The sequence below is a fragment of the Fusicatenibacter sp. genome, from assembly GCF_050872605.1.
Taxonomy (GTDB): domain Bacteria; phylum Bacillota; class Clostridia; order Lachnospirales; family Lachnospiraceae; genus Fusicatenibacter.
This window is the reverse complement of sequence record NZ_JBNMHD010000003.1, coordinates 116,417-137,949: the sequence shown is the minus strand read 5'-3', so window position 1 is coordinate 137,949 and position 21,533 is coordinate 116,417. Positions and strand designations below refer to the sequence as shown.

Here is a 21,533-nt window from a genome sequence, read left to right as displayed (position 1 = left end):
CTCTTTTGGAGAAGGTATTTCTCTTATGGGGTGTAGCAAAAACTATATAATGTATTGGGGGGTTTTTACAGTTATTATAGTACCATACGTCCCTCGAAAAGTCTGCACAAATCGCGATTTTTTTTCATTTGATTCTTATTCAAAATAACGATGAATTTTTCCGGCGTTTCGGATTTTCTGTTTTAATTTGCACAAACGCCCGTAAAATCGCAGAAAAAAACCTGCAAAAAACTTTTTTGTTCTCTGCAGGTTTTCTATTGCAAATAAAAAGATATCAGATTTCTCCAGAAACTTCCGGTGCTGTTCCTGCCATCTGTGCTTCCTGCTCAAAAATGGCTTCGAATTCAGCACGGCTCAGCTTCTCTTTTTCCATCAGCTGCTTTGCACACTCATGCAGCACATAGGAATGCTCCAGAATAATCTGTTTCGCCTGATCGTGGCATTTCTCGATCATCTGGCGGACTTCCTCATCGATGACTGCGGCTACATTCTCGCTGTAGCTCTTCGTATGGCCCCAGTCGCGGCCGATGAATACCTCATCCGAGTCGGAATCGTAAGCGACAAGACCAAGGTTCTCAGACATACCGTACTTCGTAATCATGGAACGCGCGGTAGCCGTCGCCTGTTTAATATCCTGGGATGCGCCCGTTGTGATATCGTCGAAGATCAGCTCCTCTGCCACACGGCCGCCGAGGCATACGGTGATGTACTGCATCATTTTGCCTCTCGTCTGGAACATATCATCGTTCTCCGGCTGCGGCATCGTGTAGCCCGCTGCGCCAGGACCTGTCGGGATAATGGAGATCGTATAGACCGCCTCCATATCCGGCAGCATATGGAACAGGATCGCATGGCCTGTCTCATGGTATGCGGTGATCCGTTTTTCTTTATCCGAAATGACTTTACTGCGCTTCTCCGCACCGATGCCCACTTTGATGAAAGCAGACTTGATATCGGACTGGCGCACAAATCTTCTGCGGTCCTTTGCCGCCATAATCGCTGCCTCGTTCAGCAGGTTCTCCAGCTCTGCGCCGGTGAAGCCTGCGGTCGTCTGCGCGATCTGTTTCAGATCCACATCCTCGGCCAGCGGTTTGTTCTTTGCATGGACTTTCAGAATTTCCTCACGGCCCATGACATCCGGCGGTCCTACAACCACGCGGCGGTCAAAACGGCCCGGACGGAGAATCGCCGGATCCAGGATATCGACACGGTTCGTCGCTGCCATCACGATGATGCCCTCATTGACGCCGAAACCATCCATCTCAACGAGAAGCTGGTTTAAGGTCTGCTCTCTCTCATCGTGGCCGCCGCCCATGCCGGTGCCTCTTCGTCTTGCCACGGCGTCGATCTCATCGATGAAGATGATGCACGGCGCATGTTTTTTTCCTTCCTCAAACAGGTCGCGGACACGGGAAGCGCCGACGCCGACGAACATTTCCACGAAATCCGATCCGGAAATGCTGAAGAACGGCACGCCTGCCTCTCCTGCAACAGCTTTCGCCAGAAGGGTTTTACCGGTTCCAGGAGGGCCCACAAGAAGAACTCCTTTCGGGATTCTCGCGCCGACCTGTGTATATTTCTCCGGTGCTTTCAGGAAATCGACCACCTCAACGAGGTCTTCTTTTTCCTCTTTTAAGCCCGCAACATCGCAGAACAGGACTTTTTTGTCTTTGTCGGTGGACATATGGGCGTTGCTTTTTCCAAAATTCATCATTTTGTTTCCGCCGCCTCCACCGCCGCCCATGGAGCGGTTCATCATCGACATGCCGAAAAGAAGGATCATACCGAGCAGCAGGGCCGGCAGGACGGACGTCATGAAAATGCTGTCTCTCTGGACATTCTGTACGGTGTACGTTACATCAGCATCCTCCAGAAGGCTGATAGCTGCGTTTACGTCGGTCACATTGACCGTATAACTGTCACCGCCCTGCTCCTGTACCACGACGGAGCCGGTCGGCACTTCTTTGTTCTGGACAATCTGCGCGGATGTCACTTTGCCGTCTTTTACGGCGGTTTCAAATTTCTGCTGACTTGGGCTGCTGCCTGCGCTGATTTTTCCGGTGATGTAGAACATGGCAAGCACGATAATCACCATAAACGCCGCGTAGAGTCCAAATCCACTGCGCTGTCTGTTCATATTTTCTTTTTACTCCTCATCTTCGTGAAACTCCACTACTCCGATGTATGGAAGATTCCGATATTTCTGTGCGTAATCCAGACCGTAGCCTACGACGAACTCGTCCGGGATATCAAAGCAGGTATAATCTACTTTGACATCGCACACTCTGCGCTCCGGCTTGTCGAGCAGAGTACACAGGTGTACGGATTTCGGATTTCTCTTTTTCAGGATGTCGATCAGATAGTAAAGCGTTCTTCCGGAATCGATGATATCCTCCACGATCAGAACGTCTTTTCCTTCCAGCGGCTGATCCAGGTCTTTTACAATACGGACAACTCCGCTGGACTTGGTGTCATCGCCGTAACTTGATACGGACATAAAGTCAAGGCTTACCGGCACGGTGATGCGTTTTGCCAGCTCGCACATAAAGAATACGCCGCCTTTTAAAACACAGATCAGGTGGACTTCTTTTCCTGCGTAATCGCGGTTGATCTGGTCTGCTACTTCTTTAATTCGTCTGTCTACTTCTTCTTCGCTTAATAATACTCTGATTGTCTCTTTCATCTGTTTTCCTCCTTACCAACGCCAATCTGTATCTGCAGAACTGCTTTCGCATCTTCCCCGACACGGCCGCTCTCTCCTCTGCGATACCCCACGACCCACCAGATCTCCGGTCCGTCGGCGAGCAGCAGAACGGAATCCCGCTCCTCTTTCGGTATCTTGGCGTCAATCATGTAATCTTTTAGTTTCTTTTTCCCGCCTTTGGCGGTTACTCTCAGATAATCTCCGCTTCTTCTCGTGCGGAGGACAAGACCGTCTTTTATTTTATCACAGTCAAAGCATTTCGTATACTTTTTTTCTTCAATTCTTTCGGGAAAAACAGGTGTTTTTTTCACAATCGTGACCGGATTTCCCGCAAATACGAGACTTTTTTCTTCTTCCCACCCTGCCGGAACCGGAATTGGAGCTTCTTCGCCGTTTTTTGTTTTCCGTTCTTCTTTTAAATGCACTCCCTGCTTTTCCAGGCGGAGCGTCTCGTATCCGCGCACGGCAGTGATTCCATACGGCAGGCAGATGCGTTTCCCGACCTGTTTTGAAAGAAGCTCCCGCACGGATTCCAGATGCTCCCGGGTAAGATCTTTTCGTTTTCCCGCCAGCTGCTCCAGCGCGCGCCGGATCACGTAGCGCTGCAGAAGAGGTGCTTCGCCGCGCACCGCATCGCGCAGCACAACCGCATTTTTCTCTTCGGATGCAAACCGCTCCATCAGCTGATCCGTCTGCTGTTCCAGATACTCCTCCGTTTCCAGCAGATCCAGCGACGCCTGTGCCATATGCGCGGCGGCACGTGGATTGACCTCCTCCGTCAGATACGGCAGCACATGGTGGCGGATTCCGTTTCTTGTGTAAGCATCCTCCGCATTCGTGCTGTCCTCACACCAGGTACACTGCCATTTTTCCAGCTCCTGCCTGATCTCTTTTCGCCCGACGCAGAGAAGCGGACGGATCACATTCCCCCGCACGGGGCGTAAGGAGGCAAGGCCAGCCAGCGACGTTCCCCGTGCCAGGTGATGCAGCATCGTCTCCGCAACGTCATCCTGGTGATGGGCGAGCGCAATTTTCACTGCCCCCTGCTCTTTTGCGCACGCTGCAAAAACTTCCTGCCGCGCCGCGCGTCCCGCCTCCTCCGTCGAGAGATGCTTTTCTTTTGCGATCTTCTCCACGGGACAGGAATAGAGATAGAACGGAACATCATATTCCCGGCACAGATTTTCTGCAAATGCCGCATCCCGCCCGGCTTCCGCGCCGCGCAGGTTATGGTTGACGTGGACGGCCAGCAGCAAAAAGCCAAGCGGCTCCTGCAGTTCCCGCAGCAGATGAAACAGGCAGACGGAATCCGCGCCGCCGGAGAGGCCGAGCAGCACGCGTTCGCCTGCCGTTACCATATGATACTGTTCCATAAAGGTTCTTACTTTCTCTCGCATCCTTCGTTTTTACTCCTATTTTTTCCAGATTCTGGCGACCAGAACCGTCATATCATCCCGTGCGCGGCAGCCGCCGAGGCGCAGCACGCGTTCCAAAAGCTCCCGGACAAATTCCCGCGGCTCGCTGTTTTTCACTTCGAGAAGAAGCTGCTTCATCTGCTCCGTCTTGTCCCCGGGCAGCGCGTCCAGCACTCCGTCCGTCATCATCACAAGGTAATCACCGTCGTACAGCTTTTTCGCTGTGGTATCAAAATCCGTCCGGGAAACGAGGCCGGCGGCAAGGCTGGTCGACTCCACAACCTCCACCCACGTATCCCGCCGAAGGAACGTCGGTGATGCACCGCCTTTCAAAAAGCTGCAGACGCCTGTGTAGAGATTGACCGATGCAACATCAAACGTGGAAAACATCCCTTCCTTTGGCTGCAGCAGGAGCATCGAGTTGATCATCCGCGCCGCCATGATCCGCGGGAATCCGGCGCGCAGGAACTGTTCAAACAGCTCCACCACCGTCTCGCTCTCCCTGTTTGCCTCGATCCCGGAACCCATGCCGTCCGACAGGCAGAGGACAAACTGGCCGTTTTCGCAGAGCACACTGTAATTGTCCCCGGAGATACTCTCCTGCTCCTTGGTGATGCGTCCCACACCGTAGAGAACCTGGAATTTCACATCCTCCTGAAACAGCACCGTCTGGTATTCTCCGCTTAAGACCTGTGCCCCGTCGCGTACCGCAACCATCGGGATTCCGCACAGGGAACCGATCAGTTCCGCCGTCTGGCGAAGCGTGATCCGGCAGTGACGGCCCGCTTTGACCGTCATATAGATCTGTAAATGCTCTTTCGGCCGTTCCTGGAGCCAGATTTTCTGGACGGAAGCCCCGTTTTTCTTCATCTGGCGGCAGATTTTTTCCGAGAGCTCGTCCGGCAGACTGTTGAGGCTGTACAGATCACTCGCGGCGCGGTCCATAATCCCGGCGACTTCACTTAACTGTTCTGCCACCACGCGGCGGCTCTCCGCCACACGCCCCGACCAGAGCGCCGTCTGGCGTTCCTGCTGGTAGCGGTTCCAGAACAGTTCCAGAAAGCGGGAGCCGTTCAGGCAGGAGGCGTTCCATTCGCCTTTTGCACGGCTGATCTCGTCCTCATCCCCGTCGGCGATTGTCTGAAGAAGCTCCTGGCACCGCTCGCGCGTCAGGTTTCCGTACTGCTCCCAGCACCACGACGCCTTCGCACAGCGGCTGCAGACTTCCTGCTGTTCTTTTTCCAGAATCTTGTCCACCCGGCCCGTCTCCGGCATCACACTTTTTGACGGCATCTGGTAAAAGCTCTCTGCCAGAACACGGAACGAATCGGCGTAGTGCTCCATCTGCAGTTTCTGCGGATGATTGTCATAGACGGCCGCTTCCCGGCGGCTTCTTCTGGCTTCCAAAAAAATTTTAGCCATGTCCCCTGCTGACAGCAATGCGCCGATCAGGAACATGGCAATGATCCACTCCGGCATGTTCCGCTCCTCCTCTCTTTGTTCTGGACTTCAAAGGGGACTGCGAAATCATGCCCTTTCTTTATCTGTTTTGTTTATTTCGACTGGGATTCTTTAAATAAAATCTCATTATCCTTTACCATGCCAAGTTTTTCTCTTGCCGTTTTTTCTATGTACTCATCGGTCTGCATGTATTCTTTCAAGGCGGTAATATCATCGGTGCGCTGCTTCTCCTCTTCAATCTGGCTGTCCAGACTGGAAAGACGGGATGCATTTGCATTGACCTTCTGCTGAAGGCTGATTCCCTTTACGGTAAGGACTGCAACCAGGCAGCACAGGACTACGGTAATTGAGAGCTCTGTTGTACGGCTCTTCTTTCTGACTTTTTTCTTTCGGCCAGAATTCTTTTCTTCCCTTTCTTTCATTCTTTTCTTTACCCTTGCTTTCTATTTTCCAACCGTCTGCAGCCAAACAATCTGTTGTTTTTCGTCCGCAGACTTGTTTCTTTTGTTCTTACATGTGTAGTTACATCTTACCGTTCTTCCCATGAAATTTCAACCTTTTTCTCCGTTTTTTCATACTTTTTACCAGCCATTTTCCTGGAAAAGCGAGGATTCGCCCTGCTTTTTTGATTCCCTTTGCCAGAAGTTCCGGAAGAAAGCGTCCAAACGATGCGTGGTACAATGCCGCGCCCCCAAGGATGCCGCCAAACAGATACCCGCGGAGAATGCCGCTGTTCTCTCCGTAAATCCGTACAAACAGATACAGCGCTGCCGCAATCCAGTAGCAGAGGTCCTCTGCTGATACCGCCGCATGGCTGTGGCGGATCAGTTTCCGCGCTGTCTTGATCAGATCGTACCAGAACCCCAGGACTGCCCCCTGCCAGATGGAACAGGCGAGCAGAATCAGCTCCCGGGTGACATACGCACTCATTTTTACCGGAACAGCCGCGCAAGCGCAGAACCCTTCTTCTGCAGCGGCCCATGTTCCGTATAGACCAGGCTGTCGATGCTGCCTTCGATATCCGCCTCTCCCTTTTCCAGCTCCAGGCGGCCCACATGCAGCTCTTTTCCGCGGATGGTAAGAACACCGCAGACGGTCACGAGCAGAACTTCGTTCTCATCAAAGCTTTTCACATCCTGCACGCCGCCAAGAGAAAGTGTTTTCCGCTGTTCCAGCAAAAGGCGGTGCGCCTGTTCGTTCATTTCCCCCATGCAAAAAACCTCCATACAATGGTCTATACACCCATTATATGAAGGTTTTCTCTTTTTATTCGCTGCACATGAATCCTGCCGCTCTTCTTATAAGTAGCGGTAAAGCTCCTGTGCCTCTTCTTTTTTCACGGTCTCCTGCACATTCAGCACTTCTACCCTGACGGATTTACTTCCGAACTGAATTTCCAGTACATCTCCTGCCTTGACCTGTGCGGATGCTTTTGCCGGTCTGTCGTTGACGAGGACACGGCCTGCATCACAGGCTTCATTGGCTACGGTACGCCGTTTGATCAGTCTTGATACTTTTAAAAATTTATCTAAGCGCATAGATTTTTACTTAGTTCATCATGTCCTTTAAAGCTTTTCCTGCTTTGAATTTCGGAGTTCTGGAAGCTTTGATTTCCATGGTCTCGCCAGTCTGCGGATTTCTTCCTTCTCTTGCTGCTCTCTCGGATACTTCAAAGGTACCAAAGCCTACCAGCTGAACTTTCTCACCTTTCTTTAATTCTTCAGATACTACATCGATAAATGCTTTTAAAGCAGCCTCTGCATCTTTTTTGGATAAATTTGTCTGCTCAGCCATAGCTGCAACTAATTCTGTTTTGTTCATGCGTTTTACTCCTCCTGTGTCTTACATTTGTTTTTTACATGGTACGCGGGCCTGCTGATACACACGACCTGCCCTGCCGGCTGTTTTTCTTCCGGATGATCAGTCTGTTACGTTGACCGGCTTTTTCGCGTAGCTGTATATATTTATATACTAATGCGTCTCTCTTGTCAAGAAAAAAGTCCCCCATACCAGCGGTTTTATGCCGATTTCTGCCAAAAACAGGCTCTTTTCCGCCGCACGTTTAAAAGAAGGATCCCTTAACAAACCGCAGCCAGTCTGCCTGCTGCGCATTGAGTGTTTTTAGTTTCTCCGTATTCCGCCCGGATATCCACGATTTTCTGCTTCCGTAGTAGCGGTTTGCCAGTTTCCAGTATTTCCACGGATAGGAAAGATAGAGACGGAGTGTCTCGATTTCGCCCTCATCGAGCGGCCGTCTGGCGCTGTAGGCGTTTAAGATCCGTTCTGCCGCGCGCTCGCTCCAGCCGTGTTTTTCCAGAATTTTCCGCATAAAATGGCCAAGATCTGCCACCTGGAGATCGAAGTTCCACTTGTCGAAATTGACCGCCGTTTCGCCTCTGCCGTTTTCCAGCAGAATATTGTGCTGGCTGAATTCCCCGTGGCAGACGGCGCCTTCTTCGTCCGCCCGCTGCCGCAGTTTTTCATAGGAAGAAGCTTTCATTTCCGCGGCCGCCCGCTCTCCCTGTTCCAGATACGGACCAACGCTTGCAAGCAGCAGTTTTTCAAACTCATTTTTCTTCTTTTTCGTCTGCAAATACTTTCGGATTTTACGGATTTCCACGTTATGGCGGATGCACTCCTCTACGAGGGATTCCCTCCGGTATTCCGTTTTCACCGGCAGATGAGCTGCCGTATGTAGCCGCGCCAGCGCGTCCGAGGCGCGGATGAGATCCTCACTGTTTCCCGTCTCACATTCCCGGCCCGGGTACCAGTTCCGCACAATGTACGTTCCTCCGTCGTCCCCGCGCGTTGCAAGCGCTCCCTCTTCATTCCGCAGAATCTGATCGCACCGCAGGAGCCCCGACTCCGTGATGCGGCACTGCAGAAGATACCGCTGCTCCAGTTTTTCCGCCGCCGTCCCGAACTCGCTGATCAGCTTATCCCCCTGTTCGGTGTGGCACAATAAAGCGCCCCGCACCCGCATTGTGCCGGAAGCCGTAAGGCCGTAATGGGACAGCACACTCAATCCATAATCATACAAGAGCCTGACTCCTTTCCCTGTTGTGATCGTTTTTGGGGTCACGATTCAATGTATGCGTATCCGCCCTTTGCCATGCATACGGGTTTCTGTTTTTTCTTTCATCCAGAAGCCAATATTGAAAGTATTTTCTTTTTCTCTTATTTCATTGTTTTTAATTTCACCACATGGTAAAATATTCCAAACTTGACAGGCTGAAACACACCTGTTATGGGGTTCTCTAAAATCACTTTATTTTAAGGAGGGTTTTTATGATTTTCTTACCACAGCCATCTTCTCTTTCCTACGGAGAGGGCACTTTTACGATTCACTATGACAGCCGCATTTTTCTCGATTCCGAGAGCCCGGCTGAGCTTTTTTCTGCAGCACAGCTTCTGCAGCAGGAGATTGAGACACAGACAGGATTCCGTCCTGCCATCTGCCGCCGTCATCAGCCGGTTGGATCACACCTGATCTATCTGACTGCTTCTCCGGAATTATCCCGTGAGGCTTATACCCTCGCTGTCACACCGGAAAACATCACCATCTGCGGATCTCTGGAAAGCGGCGTTCTCTACGGCGTGCAGACGCTCCGTCAGATGATCCGCCAGGCAGGTGCTGTTCTTCCAACCGTCCTGATCTCCGACAAACCGGCCATGGAAAACCGCGGCTTCTACCACGATGTGACCCGCGGACGCGTTCCGACGCTTTCCTATCTGAAACAGCTTGCCGACACCTTGAGCTTCTATAAAATCAATCAGCTTCAGCTCTACATCGAGCACAGCTATCTCTTCGACGATCTGACCGAGATGTGGCGCGACGATACGCCGCTCACTGCAGAGGACATCCTCGAGCTGGACCGCTACTGCAAAGGACTTGGCATTGATCTCGTTCCGTCGCTTGCAAGCTTCGGCCATCTGTACAAGCTGCTCTGCACGAAATCGTATGCACATCTGTGCGAACTGGAAGGCTCTGCTTCGGCTCCGTTCTCCTTCTATGACCGCCAGGCGCACCATACTCTCGATATCACAAACCCGGAGAGCCTCTCCCTTGCCAAACACATTCTTTCCGAATATATGCAGCTCTTCTCCTCGAAGTATTTCAATCTCTGTGCCGATGAAACGTTTGACCTTGGAAAAGGGGCTTCCCGCGCACTCGCCGAGGAAAAGGGAACCACCGTCATCTACACCGAGTTTGTGACAGAGCTTGCCAACTATATCACTGAATCCGGCCGCACGCCGATGTTCTGGAGTGATGTCATCAGCCAGGAGCCGGAGGTGTATCATCTCCTGCCGAAGAACCTGATCTGCCTCCACTGGGATTATGCGGCAAATGTTTCGTCGGAGCGCCTGACCCGCCTTGCCAATTCCGGTGCCGAACATCTGTATGTCTGCCCGGGCGTACAGGGATGGAACCAGCTCATCAACAAGTATCATGAGGCGTATGAAAACATTTCCAGAATGGCGCGCTATGGCCATGAATGCCATGCGATGGGACTTCTGAACACTGACTGGGGCGATTACGGCCACATCAATCACCCGGACTTCTCCCGCATCGGCATGATCTACGGCGCGGCGTTCTCCTGGAATGCAGACATTCTGCCGGAGGAGGAAATCAACCGCCAGATCTCTGTTCTGGAATTTGGTGATGCTTCCGGAAAACTCGTTTCCGTGCTCGATCTTCTCTGCCATCAGGATGCGTATCCGTGGCGCACCGCCGTTATGGTACAGGAAGCACTCGAACTGCATCAGGACAAAGAAGAGGCTGCCGAACTGCTCCGCTCCTGCGCAGAAGGCGATGCGGATGCTTCCAACGCTTCGATCGACGCACTCTGCGCTGTTCTGTACGAGAAAGCCGGCACCGTCCGCCCGGAGAACCGTCCGATGATCTATGCGTACCTGCTCGCCGCAGACGGCCTGAAAGTGCTGAACCGCCTGCTGCCGTTCCTGCGCGCTTCCCTTCTTTCCGAGGGCACTCTGCCGGAGAAAGAAGACTGTTTTGCACTCGCCGGAAATCTCGAACGGTGGCTGCACAGCTATAAAGAGCTGTGGCGCACCGTCTCCAAGGAGAGCGAACTGTACCGCATTGCCCATGTGTTCTGCTGGTATGCGGATCTGCTGCGTGATCTGAACGCATAAAACCAGCAAAAAAACAAAAGAGAGCCGGGGACGGATTGTTCTGTCCCCGGCTCTCTTGTTTGCCGTTTTGGCTTTACAGCAGTGTTTTTACGTACTCTGTCAGGTATTCTTTTGTATTCTTCACCGGATCTTTCATCACTTCTTCCAGCGCCGCGTTCAGGCATTCGCCGATTTTCGGGCCTTTCGGGACACCGAGTTCCATCAGATCTTTGCCGGAAACGGCCAGCGTTTTCAACGTAAAGCAGTCGCCGTCGTCGAGAATTTCTCTGACGCACTCCCTTACCTTCCCGATCCGTTCCAGGGTTTCCTCCCGCTGGTACAGGCTTTTGGCCATCGTATCGGCTTCCTGCACAATCATCAGTTTTTCGAACAGCTCCGGGCCGAGTTTGTTCAGAATACGGCGGATCACCGGTTTCTCCGGAGCCATGCGGCAGTCATGCCAGCGGATCAATGCTGCGACCTGGCGGATGGTTTCGTTGTCGAATTTCAGACGGCGCAGAATCGCTTTCGCCATTTTCTCCCCCGCCGGTGCGTGGCCTTTAAAATGATCGATGCCGGCCTCATCCGTTGTACGGCACACCGGTTTTGCAATGTCGTGGAGCAGCATCGTCCAGCGCAGAATCGGATCTGCCGGAACGTGCTGCAGAGCGGCAATCGTGTGCTCACCGACATTATAGCAGTGGTGCGGATTGTTCTGCGGCGTTTTCATCAGTTCATCAAACTCCGGCAGCACAATCTTTGTAATACCCGCCTCATAGACGGCCTCCATATACTCCGGCCGCTTCGAGATCAGCAGTTTATTCAGTTCCACACGGATCCGCTCGGCGCTGATTTTTTCAAGCGTCGGCGCGAGTGCTATGATGGCATCCAGTGTTGCCGGATCGAGTTTGAAGCCGAGCTGTGCGGAAAAGCGGAGGGCACGCAGGATCCGCAGTGCATCCTCACTGAACCGCTCGGTCGGATTTCCGACACAGCGGATGACTTTGCGCTGTAAATCCCTGATTCCATCGAACAGATCGACAAGCCCCTCTTCGTTGTTGTATGCCATCGCATTGATCGTAAAATCACGGCGGCGCAGATCCTCGGCGAGGCTGGAGGTAAAGACCACTTCTTTCGGATGGCGGCCGTCCTCATACTCTCCGTCGATGCGGTACGTCGTGACCTCGTGCGCGCCGCTTCCGGCCAGAACTGTTACCGTTCCGTGCTCCAGTCCCGTATCCACGGTGCGGTCAAAAATTTCTTTTACCTGCTGTGGGGAAGCAGAGGTTGTAATATCCCAGTCGTCCGGCTCCCGCGCAAGAATCGTATCGCGCACACAGCCTCCGACCGCATACGCCTCGAAGCCTTTCGCATGCAGGGAATCGATTACCATATTTACGCTTGGCGGCATTTTTATCTTCAAATTTGTTATCTCCTTTTTCTAAATCTGCTTTTCCAGTATAGCAGTTTCCTTTTTTTCCCGCAAGTGTGGTTGCGGTTGTATTTTGGGGATTGCATGTGTATAATAGAGGTTAATAAAATTCGAAAGGGGATTTACATTTTTATGAAACTGGATCGTTACCGAAAATATGTCCGGGCCGGCGTTACTGCCTTTCTGGTACTTGCAGCGTCCATGATTTTTTACTACCTGCTCTTCCACCAGACTTCTGTGCGGACCGCCTTTCACAATGTCCTCGACATTCTCTCCCCCCTGATTGCAGCCCTGATTCTCGCCTATGTGATCAGCCCGATCATTAACTTCATAGAACAGCGGATCATCGCCAGACTCTTTGCCCGGCACGGAAAAACACAGTCGGTACGCTGCAAAAAGCTTGTGCGGGCGCTTTTGATTCTTCTGACGTACGTCGCCATGCTTTTCGCGCTGTACGGACTCATTGCGACCCTGATCCCGGAGCTGTTCTCAAGTATCACAAACATCGTCTCCAACTTCTCCAACTACGCAAACAACATTCAGGATTTTGCCACAAAAGTGCTGGCGAATTACCCGGAGATGCAGCAGACGGCAGACCAGTACATCTCCACGTTCTCCGCAAAGCTTTCCAACTGGCTGACCAATGACCTGATGCCGATGCTCCGTACGTTCCTTCTGAACCTCTCCGGACAGCTCGTCAACATGGTTACGTTCTTCAAAAACATTCTGCTTGGCGCGATCGTTGCGATCTACATGCTGTACAACAAGGAAAGCTACATTGCCAAGCTGAAAAAAGCAGTCTACGCGCTGCTCGGTCTGGAGCACGGAAATGCCGTGATCCGCGACTGCCAGTATGTGAACCAGGAATTCAGCGGATTCCTCGTTGGAAAAGTCATCGATTCGATCATCATCGGTGCCATCTGCTATCTTGTGACGAGCCTGATCGGCACCCCGTACGCACTGCTGGTCAGCGTAATCATCGGTGTGACGAATATCATTCCGTTTTTCGGCCCGGTCCTCGGCGCCGTTCCGTGTCTCTTGCTGATCCTTCTGATCAACCCTCTGCAGGCGCTGTATTTCCTGATTTTCGTCGTTCTCCTGCAGCAGTTTGACGGAAACTTCTTAGGACCGAAAATCCTCGGCGAGACGACCGGCGTGTCCAGCTTCCTGATCATCATCTCGATTCTGATCGGCGGCGGCTTCTGGGGTGTCTTTGGCATGATCATCGCCGTTCCGGTCTGTGCCATTATCTGCACGGTCTGCCGCAACTTCGCCAACCGTCGTCTGGAAAAACATCATCTGCCGGATGACGATGCGTTTTACTTCCACATGGACCACATTGATCCGGAAACGAGACAGGCGATCCCATATCAGAAAAAGAAGATCGACGAGGCCGAAGTCTTCCACTTCCCGGGCTACCGGCTGCGCAAAGCGCTGACAAAGCTGGCCACGGAAGAGCCTCCGGTTGATGCGCCGTATACACCGGCAAAGCCTTCGACCGAAGAGAAAAACTCAGATTCTTCCGATTCCGTTCAAAAATAAATCGTATCTTACAAAAATGCCTTCTGTGCAGACTGTTTTCATTCTGCACAGAAGGCATTTTCTTATTTTTGCTTTTTATTTCTCGATTACAACCGTGCTGAGTGTCTCTGCCGGAAGATCGACACGCATGATATGTCCGTTGACACGCAGGAAGCAGCCAGAATCCTCTTTTGTGCGGTTCAGCAGAATCACAACGTAGCTTCCGTCCGGATTGACTGCGGCCGTTACATCCAGGTTTGCTCCGTATTTGCTCCAGCCGATGCGTTTTGCACCCGGAGCAATATATTTGGAAATGTGGCCGATGTAGTGGTACATGATCGGTTTGCGGTAATGGAAATCATCATCTACAATCAGACCTGAGGTGAATCCCATCGGTACGTGGCGCGGGCCGCCGTCTTTGTCTACGAGGAAGTTCCAGTCGATCCAGCGGTTCATGCCGGCGTTCAGGTTTCCGATCATATCGTGTGCATAATCTGCGGCGTCAAGGTAATCGACGTACTCTGGTGTCTGGAAGTTCACCGGTCCGAAACCGCCGTCGCCAAAACCGATTCTGCCCGGCATGTGAAGGGCACAGCACTCGGAAAGCATGAAGGTTTTATCCGGGTATTTCTGTTTCATCAGCTCAACAGCCTCGAAGTGGTCGCCGGAATACCAGTGGAATGCGATACCGGCTACCATGTCCATGGTCTCCTCGTCCAGAACAGTCAGAACGTGCTCGATCATACGCTCTTTGTTGTGATCCCAGATGAAGATGCCGATCTTGTCCGTCAGGCCTGCTTTTTTCATCTCCGGATACAAATAATCTTTCAGGTAGGTTTTGGACTCTTCCGGTGTCCATACGCAGCTGTCCCAGGTGGTAGCCGCTACGGTCTCATTCTGCAGGCTCAGCATCGTCACCGGGATTCCCTCATTGAGGTATGCCTGCAGATATTTTACGACGTATTTTGCCCAGCTTCCGTAATACTCCGGTTTCAGGCTGCCGCCGTGGTTTCTCTGCGGAATCTCTTCCGGAACCGGCATTCCCATTGCACCGTAAACAGCAGCATCATTCTTTGCGATCTTCGGCGCAGTTTTCCACTGATACGGCGGAGACCACGGGCTCATCAGAACACTGATCGGCTCTGCGGAGATTTCGATGGCTTTTTTCAGCATCGGAAGGACATATTTGCGGTCGCGGTCGATCGAGAAGGTTGCCAGATCCGGGTCTGCGATCGGGTCTGCGACTGCCTGATACTCCTCAAGGGAATAGTCACAGCTGTCGATCGGCACGCGGACAAATCTTGCATGAAGGCCGTCCGGTCCGAAAATATCCTGCAGGGCCTGATTCTGTGTTTCCTCATCCATACGGGACAGCAGGTATGCGCTGCTCTCGGTCATGGCGCCGCCGAAGCCCTCGATGGTCTGGAACTCAAAGTCCGGATACAGGTTGATGACATTCGACTCAATCATTTTTACGCTCTTGGACTCGTCTTCCGGTGCCAGCGCTTTTTCCCAGGTTTTTGCTTCCCCTTTTACATGGTACGTTGTAATCTGTTTTGCTTTCATTTTCCATACTCCATTTTTCACATGTTTTGCGGCATTTACTGAAAATCCGCTGTTTCATGCTTCCACTATACCATGCTCTCTTCTTCTTGTTTAGTGCCTTTTTCGGCAGAAAATTAGGGCATTTCCGCTTTTCTGATTCTTACCCACTGACCCATCGGGCGGTCTCCTTTTTCCTTTTCATACCGCTTCTGCATTTCCTTCATGCCGCAGCCGTACCGCTCCTTAAACAGACGCGACACCGACTTGTAGTTTTCGCAGCCGTGTTTCGGCAGAAGTTCCATGATCCGCGCCTCGGGATGCTGCAGGTCGCGGCAGATCCGGTCGAGCCGGATTTCATACAGATACTGGTAGACCGTCAGACCGAGGTACCGTTTCAGAAGCTTCGACAGATAATTCGGCGTATAACCAAAGTGCTCCGCGACCTGCGCCACCGTCAGCTTTTCGGCGTAATGCTCCTCAATATACCGCATAACCTCGCGGATCTGCTGTACAGCCTTCTGATTCTGCGGAATGTGTTCTTTTCCGATCCGCACCGCATAGTCCACCTGTAAGCGGTACAGCGCTTCAAGAAGAAGGCTGTCGAATTTTAACTGATACCCTTCTTTCTGTGCACCGTACACCTCGTCCATCTCCCGGAGAACTGCTTTGAATTCTGCGAGCTTTTGTTTTTCCGCCTCACTGGCCGGTCTTTCATCCACAACAAAGTAAAGCTGATCGTAATGCTCCATGTACTGCAGCAGCATCTCGTACGGAACCTGCAGGACGATGGCCTGATTCGGATAGGCTGTCACGGCGTGGATCGTGCCGGAGTTGATGACGAGAAGTTCATCTGCCCCGATCTGCCGCTCGCCGCCGTCACCGAAACGCACTTTCAGACGGCCTTCCAGAAGATAAATGATCTCCAGATCGTTGTGCCAGTGCGGCGGGTTGCTGTAGCCGCCGTCGTCGATGCTGTGGAAAAAGCGGATGCCGATATCCCCGTTTGCCGTAATCCATTCGAAATTGCTCTCCATGGTGCCCTCCCGTTTCTTGTCTTTTCGTGTATACAGACGAAGCGCGTCTGAACTTTCTGTTCGTTCAGGCGCGCTCCTTCTATTATCTTTTCTGCTACAGGGACATGGTAATTTCCCGCCCTGTGCGGTGGTATTTCTGAAAAATGACTCCGGACGCCTTCATCATCCGTTTCGATGCGATCACGGACGGGGTGTCCGCGTACTTGTCGCAGTCGTAGATCACCGTTTTGATTCCCGCCTGGATAATCGCCTTGCAGCACTCGTTGCATGGGAACAATGTCACATACAGCTTGGCTCCCTCGAGGCTTCCGCCGCGGTAATTCAGGATGGCGTTCAGTTCACTGTGCGTTGTGTAAAGATACTTGTTTTCCAGCGGATTTTCACTTGTCTTTCCCCACGGGAACTCGTCGTCCGAGCAGCCTTTCGGGAAACCGTTGTATCCCATGGACAGAATCTTGTTGTCCTCGCTCACAATGCAGGCTCCCACCTGGGTGTGCGGATCCTTCGAGCGCATACCGGCAAGCTGGGCAACTGCCATGAAATATTCATCCCAGGAAATATAATCCTCTCGTTTATCGCTCATACCCATTTCCCCTGTGTTTTCTTAATGTACTTTGCGTCCGCTCTTATTTCGTACCGAAGATACGGTCTCCGGCATCGCCGAGGCCTGGTACAATGTAGCCGTGCTCGTTCAGATGGTCATCCAGTGCTCCGACGAAAACATCGACATCCGGGTGAACCTCATGCATTTTCTCGATTCCTTCCGGAGATGCGATGATGCACATGAAGTGGATCTTCTTTGCGCCTTTTTCTTTCAGCATGGTGATGGCTGCTGTTGCAGAACCGCCGGTTGCCAGCATCGGGTCGGTTACAAATACTTCACGGCTTGCGATGTCTGACGGAAGTTTGCAGTAATACTCAACCGGTGCCAGGGTTTCCGGATCACGGTACAGACCGATGTGTCCGATTTTTGCTGCCGGAATCATAGCCAGCATACCTTCTACCATACCAAGACCGGCACGGAGGATCGGCACAACTGCCATTTTCTTTCCTTCGAGCTCTTTTACGGTTGTTTTGCAGATCGGGGTTTCAATTTCAACGTCTGCGAGCGGCAGCTCTCTGGTTGCCTCGTAGCACATCAGCATTGCAATCTCGCTGATCATCTCCCGGAACTCCTTGGAGCTTGTGTCTTTCTTTCTGATAATACCGATTTTGTGCTGGATCAGCGGGTGATCCATGATGACTGTTCTTGCCATTTTCCTTCTCCTTTGTTTTGTTTAAAATTTATTCATTTTCGCCTTCATGCTCAATCAAGTGAATCCGGCGTTCGTGACGCTCTTCTCCGGAAAATGGAGTGTTCAGGAAGGTTTCTACGATTTTGATTGCAAGGCCAGGGCCTACAACGCGTCCTCCCATCGCCAGTACGTTGGCATCGTTGTGCAGGCGGGTTGCCTCTGCGCAGAAGCAGTCGGTGCAGAGTGCTGCACGGATTCCTTCCATTTTGTTTGCCGTGATAGAAATGCCGATTCCGGTTCCGCAGATCAGGATTCCCTTATCACACGTTCCGTTCTGAATCGCATGGCCTACTTTTCTGGCATAAACCGGATAATCAACTGCCTCGTTGCTGTAGCATCCGAAGTCCTGATATTCCAGTCCCTGTTTGTCCAGATATGCTTTTACCTCCTGCATCAGCTCATATCCGCCGTGGTCGCATCCTAAAGCTATCATTGTTCTTCCTCCTCTTTCAGCCGCGCAAGAACACCTTCAATCAGGAATTCCAGCGCTTCATAACATTTTCCGTATTCGGTAAGCGGTTCCCCGTAAAGGGCGGGGATGTCTCCTGCCAGCCGCAGAAATCCGGCGATCGTCTGCAGATGGGGCGCATCCGGGAAGTCCTCACGGATCTTTTCCCTCTGACTGTCCTCCATCACAAGAAGCAGCGTGTCGTCGTTGATGTCCTCCGCGGTAAGCGGTGTGGTGGTGTGGTCTTTGGCCGAAAGCCCGTTGCGCGCAAGCACTGCCTCCACCTTCTGGTTGACCGGCTGCGGAAACAGAACGACAAGCCCGCGGGAACCGATTTCCATCGGCCACGGAAGCTCTTTGCTCTGCAGAATCGCCTTCGCCATCGGTGCGCGCGCGGTATCGTCCGCGTCCACAAATAAAATCCTGCTGTAATGTTTCACTGTTATACCTCTGCTACTTTGTGGCCTGCGGCTTTTAACAGGCGGTTCATGATCGCCTGCCCCATACGCGGGGTGTCGAAAGCCTCGGAATAAATCACTTCCACGCCGTCCTCATCGAAGTCGCGCAGAATCGCAAACAGGTGATGCGCGATCGTCTCATCTTCTGCGCGCAGCCCGATGCTCTTGATATCTCCTGTGGTGTACTGCTCCCGTGTCTCATCGGTGCAGATTACGCCCACTTTCTTTCCTGCCTTTTCCTGTTCCGCGGCAAGGCGGTTGATTTCCGGAATCACCCGTTCCATCTCGCCCTGGATAATCGTAAGGTCTGCCTTCGGCGCATAATGTTTGTAGCGCATGCCCGGTGCCTTCGGACGCACATGGCTGTCCTCCGCAAGGATTCCCGGATCGACACGCACGGTTCCAAGCACTTTTTCCAGCATCTCTTTGTTGTAATAGCCCGGGCGGAGAATCGTCGGAATCTCCTCTGTAAAATCGACGATGGTGGATTCGAGGCCGATCTCGGCGTCTCCTCCGTCGATGATACAGTCAATTTTGTCCCCGAGGTCCTCAATCACATGCTCGGCTTTCGTCGGGCTCGGCCGGCCTGATGTATTGGCGCTCGGCGCTGCGATGAAGCCGCCTCCGGCTAAGATCAGCGCGTTTGCCACTTTGTTGCTCGGGTAACGAACTGCAACGGAAGTAAGGCCTCCCGTCGTCTCGAGCGGAACGGCATCCGTTTTCTCAAAAATCATCGTCAGCGGTCCCGGCCAGCATGCGGCTGCCAGTCTGCGTGCACTCTCCGGCACGTTTGCCGCTACGGTTTCGAGGTCCTCCATTCTTCCGATGTGGACGATCAGCGGGTTGTCCGACGGACGGCCCTTTGCCGCATAAATTTTCTCGGAAGCTTTGGCATCCAGCGCATTTCCGCCAAGACCATATACGGTCTCGGTCGGGAATGCCGCCAGACCGCCGTTTTTCAGAATCTCTCCTGCTTTTTCGATCGCGCTCTGATCTATGTTATCTTCTGTCATCCTGGCAATCCATGCCCTCATATGTTTCTTCCTTCTTTCCATCTGTTCCAGTGCACAGTGTTTCCATCTGCGCACACTGTTTTGATTATACCATTTTCCGGCGCAGTTGAAAACCCTTGATTTAAAGAAGCTCTTTTAACTGAGCCGTGCGGTACGCCTCGATCAGTTCCTTTAATTCACGGATGCGCTGCCGGATCTGCCGTCCCTGATCCGTATCGCCGACTAACTGGCGCTTCATGTTGTACCGCACCGCCACCTGGCGGGATACAATATCCTTCTCCTCCTGGATTGCTTTTTCCGTCGATTCAAACGGCTCGTGCGCGGTGAGGCTGAGGCCGTACGAGTTGTAGATCAGCGTGTAGCCCGCGATGCCGGTCTCTTTGTGATATGCTCTGCAGAAGCCGCCGTCGATGATCAGCACCTTGCCGCCGCATTTGACCGGGCTCTCACCGGCACTCTGGTGTACCGGGACGTGGCCGTTGATAATATGTACATTTTCACCGGCAAGCCCGAACTCCTGTAAGATCCGGTCCGCCGTCTCTTCTTTCTCGATCAGGCGGTAATACGCGTTTTTCACCTCGGTCCAGGTCTCTTTTTCTGCGAGGAAATACCGCTCAAATGTTGTCATCTTGTCGCGGCCGTACAGAGGGGAATTCGGCGCGGTCCACAGATACCACAGCGTATTGCGGCCCTGCTCCCGTTTTTTTGGATCACGGCTTACAAATGCGCGGCGCACGTTGTGCTCGAGGATATCGTACAGTGCTTTTCCCTTGTATTTCTTTCCGTCGACCTGTACCTCTTTTAAGGTGCCGTCCTCATTCATCGGCATACAGCCGTGATACAGCAGATTTCCATTGTAGACGCGGTAGAGGCTTCCTTTTTTGAGCAGGAAATCGACGTGCGCCTGCAGTTTTTCGCTGTTGCGGAAGGCGAAGATCAGCTTATCAAGCACTTCTGCCTCTTTTTCTGTCAGCTCGTCCGGATGCGCCGGGTCGATGGTCGGAAAACTCGTGTCACGCAGGGCATACGTTTTCTCCCCAATCGTCACCGTTCCGTTCTGGTAATCGATCTGTTCCAGCAGACGGCGGTTTTCCATGCCGTATTCCGGGTTTTCACGGATCAGACGGTTCTCGAGCTTTAACTGCATTACGGTGATGGCCTTGTGCATGCGGCGCTCCAGCATCTGCTGGGAATTTCCGCTGTCCTCGCCGCCTTTTGCGGCAAAGCATTCGCACGGATCATCGCCGTACGTCTCGAGAGCAAAGGTGGCAAGCGGAAGCATATTGATGCCGTAGCCGTCCTCCAGCACATCGAGATTGCCGTAGTGGAGGCAGATGCGGATCGTGCTGGCCACGCACGCCGGCTGGCCGGTCGCTGCGCCCATCCAGAGCACATCGTGGTTGCCCCACTGGATATCGAGGGAATGGTAATTCATCAGGCAGTCCATGATTTTATACGGCTCCGGACCGCGGTCAAAGATATCGCCGATGATGTGGAGATGATCGACAACGAGACGCTGGATCAGCTCTGCCACGGCAATGATGAAGTTCTCGGCGCTTCCGATTTCGAGGATAGTCTGAATGATCGCCTCGTAGTATGCTTCTTTGTCGAGCACCTCCGGCTTTTCGGTGATCAGCTCCTCGATGATATAGCCATAATCCGCCGGCAGGGCTTTCCGCACTTTGGCACGGGTGTATTTGGAAGAAACGATTTTGCAGACGTCGATCAGGCGGTACAGCATGACCTTGTACCAGTCATCGATATCCTCCTGCTGTTTTTTCTCCATCTCCAGGCGCTCTCTCGGGTAATAGATGAGGGTCGCAAGCGCGCGTTTTTCCGAGATGCCGAGCGTGTGGCCGAAAACATCGTCAATCTTCTTTCGCACGGCACCGGAACCGTTGCGGAGTACATGAGAAAAGGCTTCGTATTCGCCATGAATATCCGAAAGGAAATGCTCCGTGCCTTTGGGAAGGTTGATAACGGACTGCAGATTGATGATTTCGGTCGCTGCTTTTTCGATGGTCGGATACAATTCTGCGAGATATTCCAGATAATTTTTTTCGTTTTCCATGAG

21 protein-coding genes are annotated in these 21,533 nt (G+C 52.5%); 2 read left to right on the top strand and 19 right to left on the bottom strand.

Annotated elements, in window-relative coordinates; translation table 11 throughout:
• Nucleotides 1-274: 274 nt before the first annotated feature.
• From ftsH to ACY2VT_RS02130, 10 genes are all read right to left on the bottom strand, one after another.
• Nucleotides 275-2,137, bottom strand: coding sequence for an ATP-dependent zinc metalloprotease FtsH (ftsH, locus tag ACY2VT_RS02175; protein WP_461878707.1), 1,863 nt, complete (start codon nucleotides 2,135-2,137; stop codon nucleotides 275-277).
• A 9-nt stretch (nucleotides 2,138-2,146) separates the two neighbouring features.
• A complete protein-coding gene (hpt, locus tag ACY2VT_RS02170) occupies nucleotides 2,147-2,683 on the bottom strand; it encodes a hypoxanthine phosphoribosyltransferase (protein WP_055264838.1) in 537 nt (178 codons plus the stop codon).
• Nucleotides 2,680-4,101 carry a tRNA lysidine(34) synthetase TilS gene (gene tilS, locus ACY2VT_RS02165; RefSeq protein ID WP_461878706.1) on the bottom strand — a complete coding sequence of 474 codons (1,422 nt, stop codon included), beginning with the start codon at nucleotides 4,099-4,101 and terminating at the stop codon, nucleotides 2,680-2,682. The genes hpt and tilS overlap by 4 nt, the downstream gene beginning before the upstream one ends.
• A gap of 15 nt (nucleotides 4,102-4,116) precedes the next feature.
• Entirely contained in the window at nucleotides 4,117-5,598 is a 1,482-nt protein-coding gene (locus tag ACY2VT_RS02160) for a SpoIIE family protein phosphatase (RefSeq protein WP_461878705.1), read from the bottom strand.
• A gap of 74 nt (nucleotides 5,599-5,672) precedes the next feature.
• Complete coding sequence (locus ACY2VT_RS02155) at nucleotides 5,673-6,002, bottom strand: FtsB family cell division protein (protein ID WP_461878704.1); 330 nt, start codon at nucleotides 6,000-6,002, stop codon at nucleotides 5,673-5,675.
• A gap of 100 nt (nucleotides 6,003-6,102) precedes the next feature.
• Nucleotides 6,103-6,510, bottom strand: coding sequence for a spore cortex biosynthesis protein YabQ (yabQ, locus tag ACY2VT_RS02150; protein ID WP_022462106.1), 408 nt, complete (start codon nucleotides 6,508-6,510; stop codon nucleotides 6,103-6,105).
• A gap of 2 nt (nucleotides 6,511-6,512) precedes the next feature.
• On the bottom strand, nucleotides 6,513-6,791 hold the full coding sequence (gene yabP, locus ACY2VT_RS02145) for a sporulation protein YabP (RefSeq protein ID WP_330410109.1): 279 nt from the start codon (nucleotides 6,789-6,791) through the stop codon (nucleotides 6,513-6,515).
• An 87-nt stretch (nucleotides 6,792-6,878) separates the two neighbouring features.
• Nucleotides 6,879-7,118: an RNA-binding S4 domain-containing protein gene (locus ACY2VT_RS02140; RefSeq protein WP_022462104.1), complete on the bottom strand. Its 240-nt coding sequence runs from the start codon at nucleotides 7,116-7,118 to the stop codon at nucleotides 6,879-6,881.
• A gap of 10 nt (nucleotides 7,119-7,128) precedes the next feature.
• The gene (locus tag ACY2VT_RS02135) at nucleotides 7,129-7,401 is read right to left on the bottom strand and encodes an HU family DNA-binding protein (RefSeq protein WP_461878703.1); all 273 of its coding nucleotides are present in this window, start codon (nucleotides 7,399-7,401) and stop codon (nucleotides 7,129-7,131) included.
• 241 nt (nucleotides 7,402-7,642) lie between these two features.
• Nucleotides 7,643-8,620, bottom strand: a complete 978-nt coding sequence (locus ACY2VT_RS02130) for a CotS family spore coat protein (protein WP_461878702.1) — start codon at nucleotides 8,618-8,620, stop codon at nucleotides 7,643-7,645.
• 248 nt (nucleotides 8,621-8,868) lie between these two features.
• On the opposite strand from ACY2VT_RS02130, the gene ACY2VT_RS02125 reads away from it, so the two are divergent.
• Nucleotides 8,869-10,734 (top strand): beta-N-acetylhexosaminidase, encoded by a 1,866-nt coding sequence (locus ACY2VT_RS02125; RefSeq protein ID WP_461878701.1) that lies wholly within the window; start codon nucleotides 8,869-8,871, stop codon nucleotides 10,732-10,734.
• 73 nt (nucleotides 10,735-10,807) lie between these two features.
• Here ACY2VT_RS02125 and ACY2VT_RS02120 read toward each other — a convergent pair whose 3' ends face one another.
• A complete protein-coding gene (locus ACY2VT_RS02120; protein ID WP_461878700.1) occupies nucleotides 10,808-12,136 on the bottom strand; it encodes a CCA tRNA nucleotidyltransferase in 1,329 nt (442 codons plus the stop codon).
• Nucleotides 12,137-12,277: 141 nt separating this feature from the next.
• Between ACY2VT_RS02120 and ACY2VT_RS02115 the strand changes: the two genes are divergently transcribed.
• A complete protein-coding gene (locus tag ACY2VT_RS02115) occupies nucleotides 12,278-13,687 on the top strand; it encodes an AI-2E family transporter (protein WP_461878699.1) in 1,410 nt (469 codons plus the stop codon).
• A gap of 75 nt (nucleotides 13,688-13,762) precedes the next feature.
• On the opposite strand, the gene ACY2VT_RS02110 is transcribed toward ACY2VT_RS02115, so the two are convergent.
• The 8 genes from ACY2VT_RS02110 to ACY2VT_RS02075 form a co-directional block, all read right to left on the bottom strand.
• Nucleotides 13,763-15,253, bottom strand: coding sequence for a glycoside hydrolase family 30 protein (locus tag ACY2VT_RS02110; protein ID WP_461878697.1), 1,491 nt, complete (start codon nucleotides 15,251-15,253; stop codon nucleotides 13,763-13,765).
• A gap of 92 nt (nucleotides 15,254-15,345) precedes the next feature.
• Nucleotides 15,346-16,245 carry an AraC family transcriptional regulator gene (locus tag ACY2VT_RS02105; protein WP_461878696.1) on the bottom strand — a complete coding sequence of 300 codons (900 nt, stop codon included), beginning with the start codon at nucleotides 16,243-16,245 and terminating at the stop codon, nucleotides 15,346-15,348.
• Between the two features lie 94 nt (nucleotides 16,246-16,339).
• On the bottom strand, nucleotides 16,340-16,828 hold the full coding sequence (locus tag ACY2VT_RS02100; protein ID WP_461873704.1) for a deoxycytidylate deaminase: 489 nt from the start codon (nucleotides 16,826-16,828) through the stop codon (nucleotides 16,340-16,342).
• A gap of 43 nt (nucleotides 16,829-16,871) precedes the next feature.
• Nucleotides 16,872-17,501, bottom strand: coding sequence for a uracil phosphoribosyltransferase (upp, locus tag ACY2VT_RS02095; protein WP_461873703.1), 630 nt, complete (start codon nucleotides 17,499-17,501; stop codon nucleotides 16,872-16,874).
• Nucleotides 17,502-17,529: 28 nt separating this feature from the next.
• A complete protein-coding gene (gene rpiB, locus ACY2VT_RS02090; protein ID WP_055218692.1) occupies nucleotides 17,530-17,973 on the bottom strand; it encodes a ribose 5-phosphate isomerase B in 444 nt (147 codons plus the stop codon).
• Complete coding sequence (locus ACY2VT_RS02085) at nucleotides 17,970-18,428, bottom strand: arsenate reductase/protein-tyrosine-phosphatase family protein (protein ID WP_055218690.1); 459 nt, start codon at nucleotides 18,426-18,428, stop codon at nucleotides 17,970-17,972. Before ACY2VT_RS02085 ends, rpiB begins: the two co-directional genes overlap by 4 nt.
• 2 nt (nucleotides 18,429-18,430) lie before the next feature.
• The gene (locus ACY2VT_RS02080) at nucleotides 18,431-19,480 is read right to left on the bottom strand and encodes an L-threonylcarbamoyladenylate synthase (protein ID WP_461873702.1); all 1,050 of its coding nucleotides are present in this window, start codon (nucleotides 19,478-19,480) and stop codon (nucleotides 18,431-18,433) included.
• Between the two features lie 100 nt (nucleotides 19,481-19,580).
• Nucleotides 19,581-21,530 (bottom strand): fructose-1,6-bisphosphatase, encoded by a 1,950-nt coding sequence (locus ACY2VT_RS02075; protein WP_461878695.1) that lies wholly within the window; start codon nucleotides 21,528-21,530, stop codon nucleotides 19,581-19,583.
• Between the last annotated feature and the right edge of the window lie 3 nt (nucleotides 21,531-21,533).

Coding starts and splice junctions, on each gene's coding strand:
- ACY2VT_RS02115 (WP_461878699.1), top strand. CDS start 12,278: ATGAAACTGGATCGTTACCGAAAATATGTCCGGGCCGGCGTTACTGCC.
- ACY2VT_RS02140 (WP_022462104.1), bottom strand. CDS start 7,118: ATGCGCTTAGATAAATTTTTAAAAGTATCAAGACTGATCAAACGGCGT.
- tilS (WP_461878706.1), bottom strand. CDS start 4,101: ATGCGAGAGAAAGTAAGAACCTTTATGGAACAGTATCATATGGTAACG.
- ACY2VT_RS02160 (WP_461878705.1), bottom strand. CDS start 5,598: ATGCCGGAGTGGATCATTGCCATGTTCCTGATCGGCGCATTGCTGTCA.
- ACY2VT_RS02075 (WP_461878695.1), bottom strand. CDS start 21,530: ATGGAAAACGAAAAAAATTATCTGGAATATCTCGCAGAATTGTATCCG.
- ACY2VT_RS02155 (WP_461878704.1), bottom strand. CDS start 6,002: ATGAAAGAAAGGGAAGAAAAGAATTCTGGCCGAAAGAAAAAAGTCAGA.
- yabP (WP_330410109.1), bottom strand. CDS start 6,791: ATGGGGGAAATGAACGAACAGGCGCACCGCCTTTTGCTGGAACAGCGG.
- ftsH (WP_461878707.1), bottom strand. CDS start 2,137: ATGAACAGACAGCGCAGTGGATTTGGACTCTACGCGGCGTTTATGGTG.
- hpt (WP_055264838.1), bottom strand. CDS start 2,683: ATGAAAGAGACAATCAGAGTATTATTAAGCGAAGAAGAAGTAGACAGA.
- upp (WP_461873703.1), bottom strand. CDS start 17,501: ATGGCAAGAACAGTCATCATGGATCACCCGCTGATCCAGCACAAAATC.
- yabQ (WP_022462106.1), bottom strand. CDS start 6,510: ATGAGTGCGTATGTCACCCGGGAGCTGATTCTGCTCGCCTGTTCCATC.
- ACY2VT_RS02135 (WP_461878703.1), bottom strand. CDS start 7,401: ATGAACAAAACAGAATTAGTTGCAGCTATGGCTGAGCAGACAAATTTA.
- ACY2VT_RS02080 (WP_461873702.1), bottom strand. CDS start 19,480: ATGAGGGCATGGATTGCCAGGATGACAGAAGATAACATAGATCAGAGC.
- ACY2VT_RS02105 (WP_461878696.1), bottom strand. CDS start 16,245: ATGGAGAGCAATTTCGAATGGATTACGGCAAACGGGGATATCGGCATC.
- ACY2VT_RS02100 (WP_461873704.1), bottom strand. CDS start 16,828: ATGAGCGATAAACGAGAGGATTATATTTCCTGGGATGAATATTTCATG.
- rpiB (WP_055218692.1), bottom strand. CDS start 17,973: ATGATAGCTTTAGGATGCGACCACGGCGGATATGAGCTGATGCAGGAG.
- ACY2VT_RS02125 (WP_461878701.1), top strand. CDS start 8,869: ATGATTTTCTTACCACAGCCATCTTCTCTTTCCTACGGAGAGGGCACT.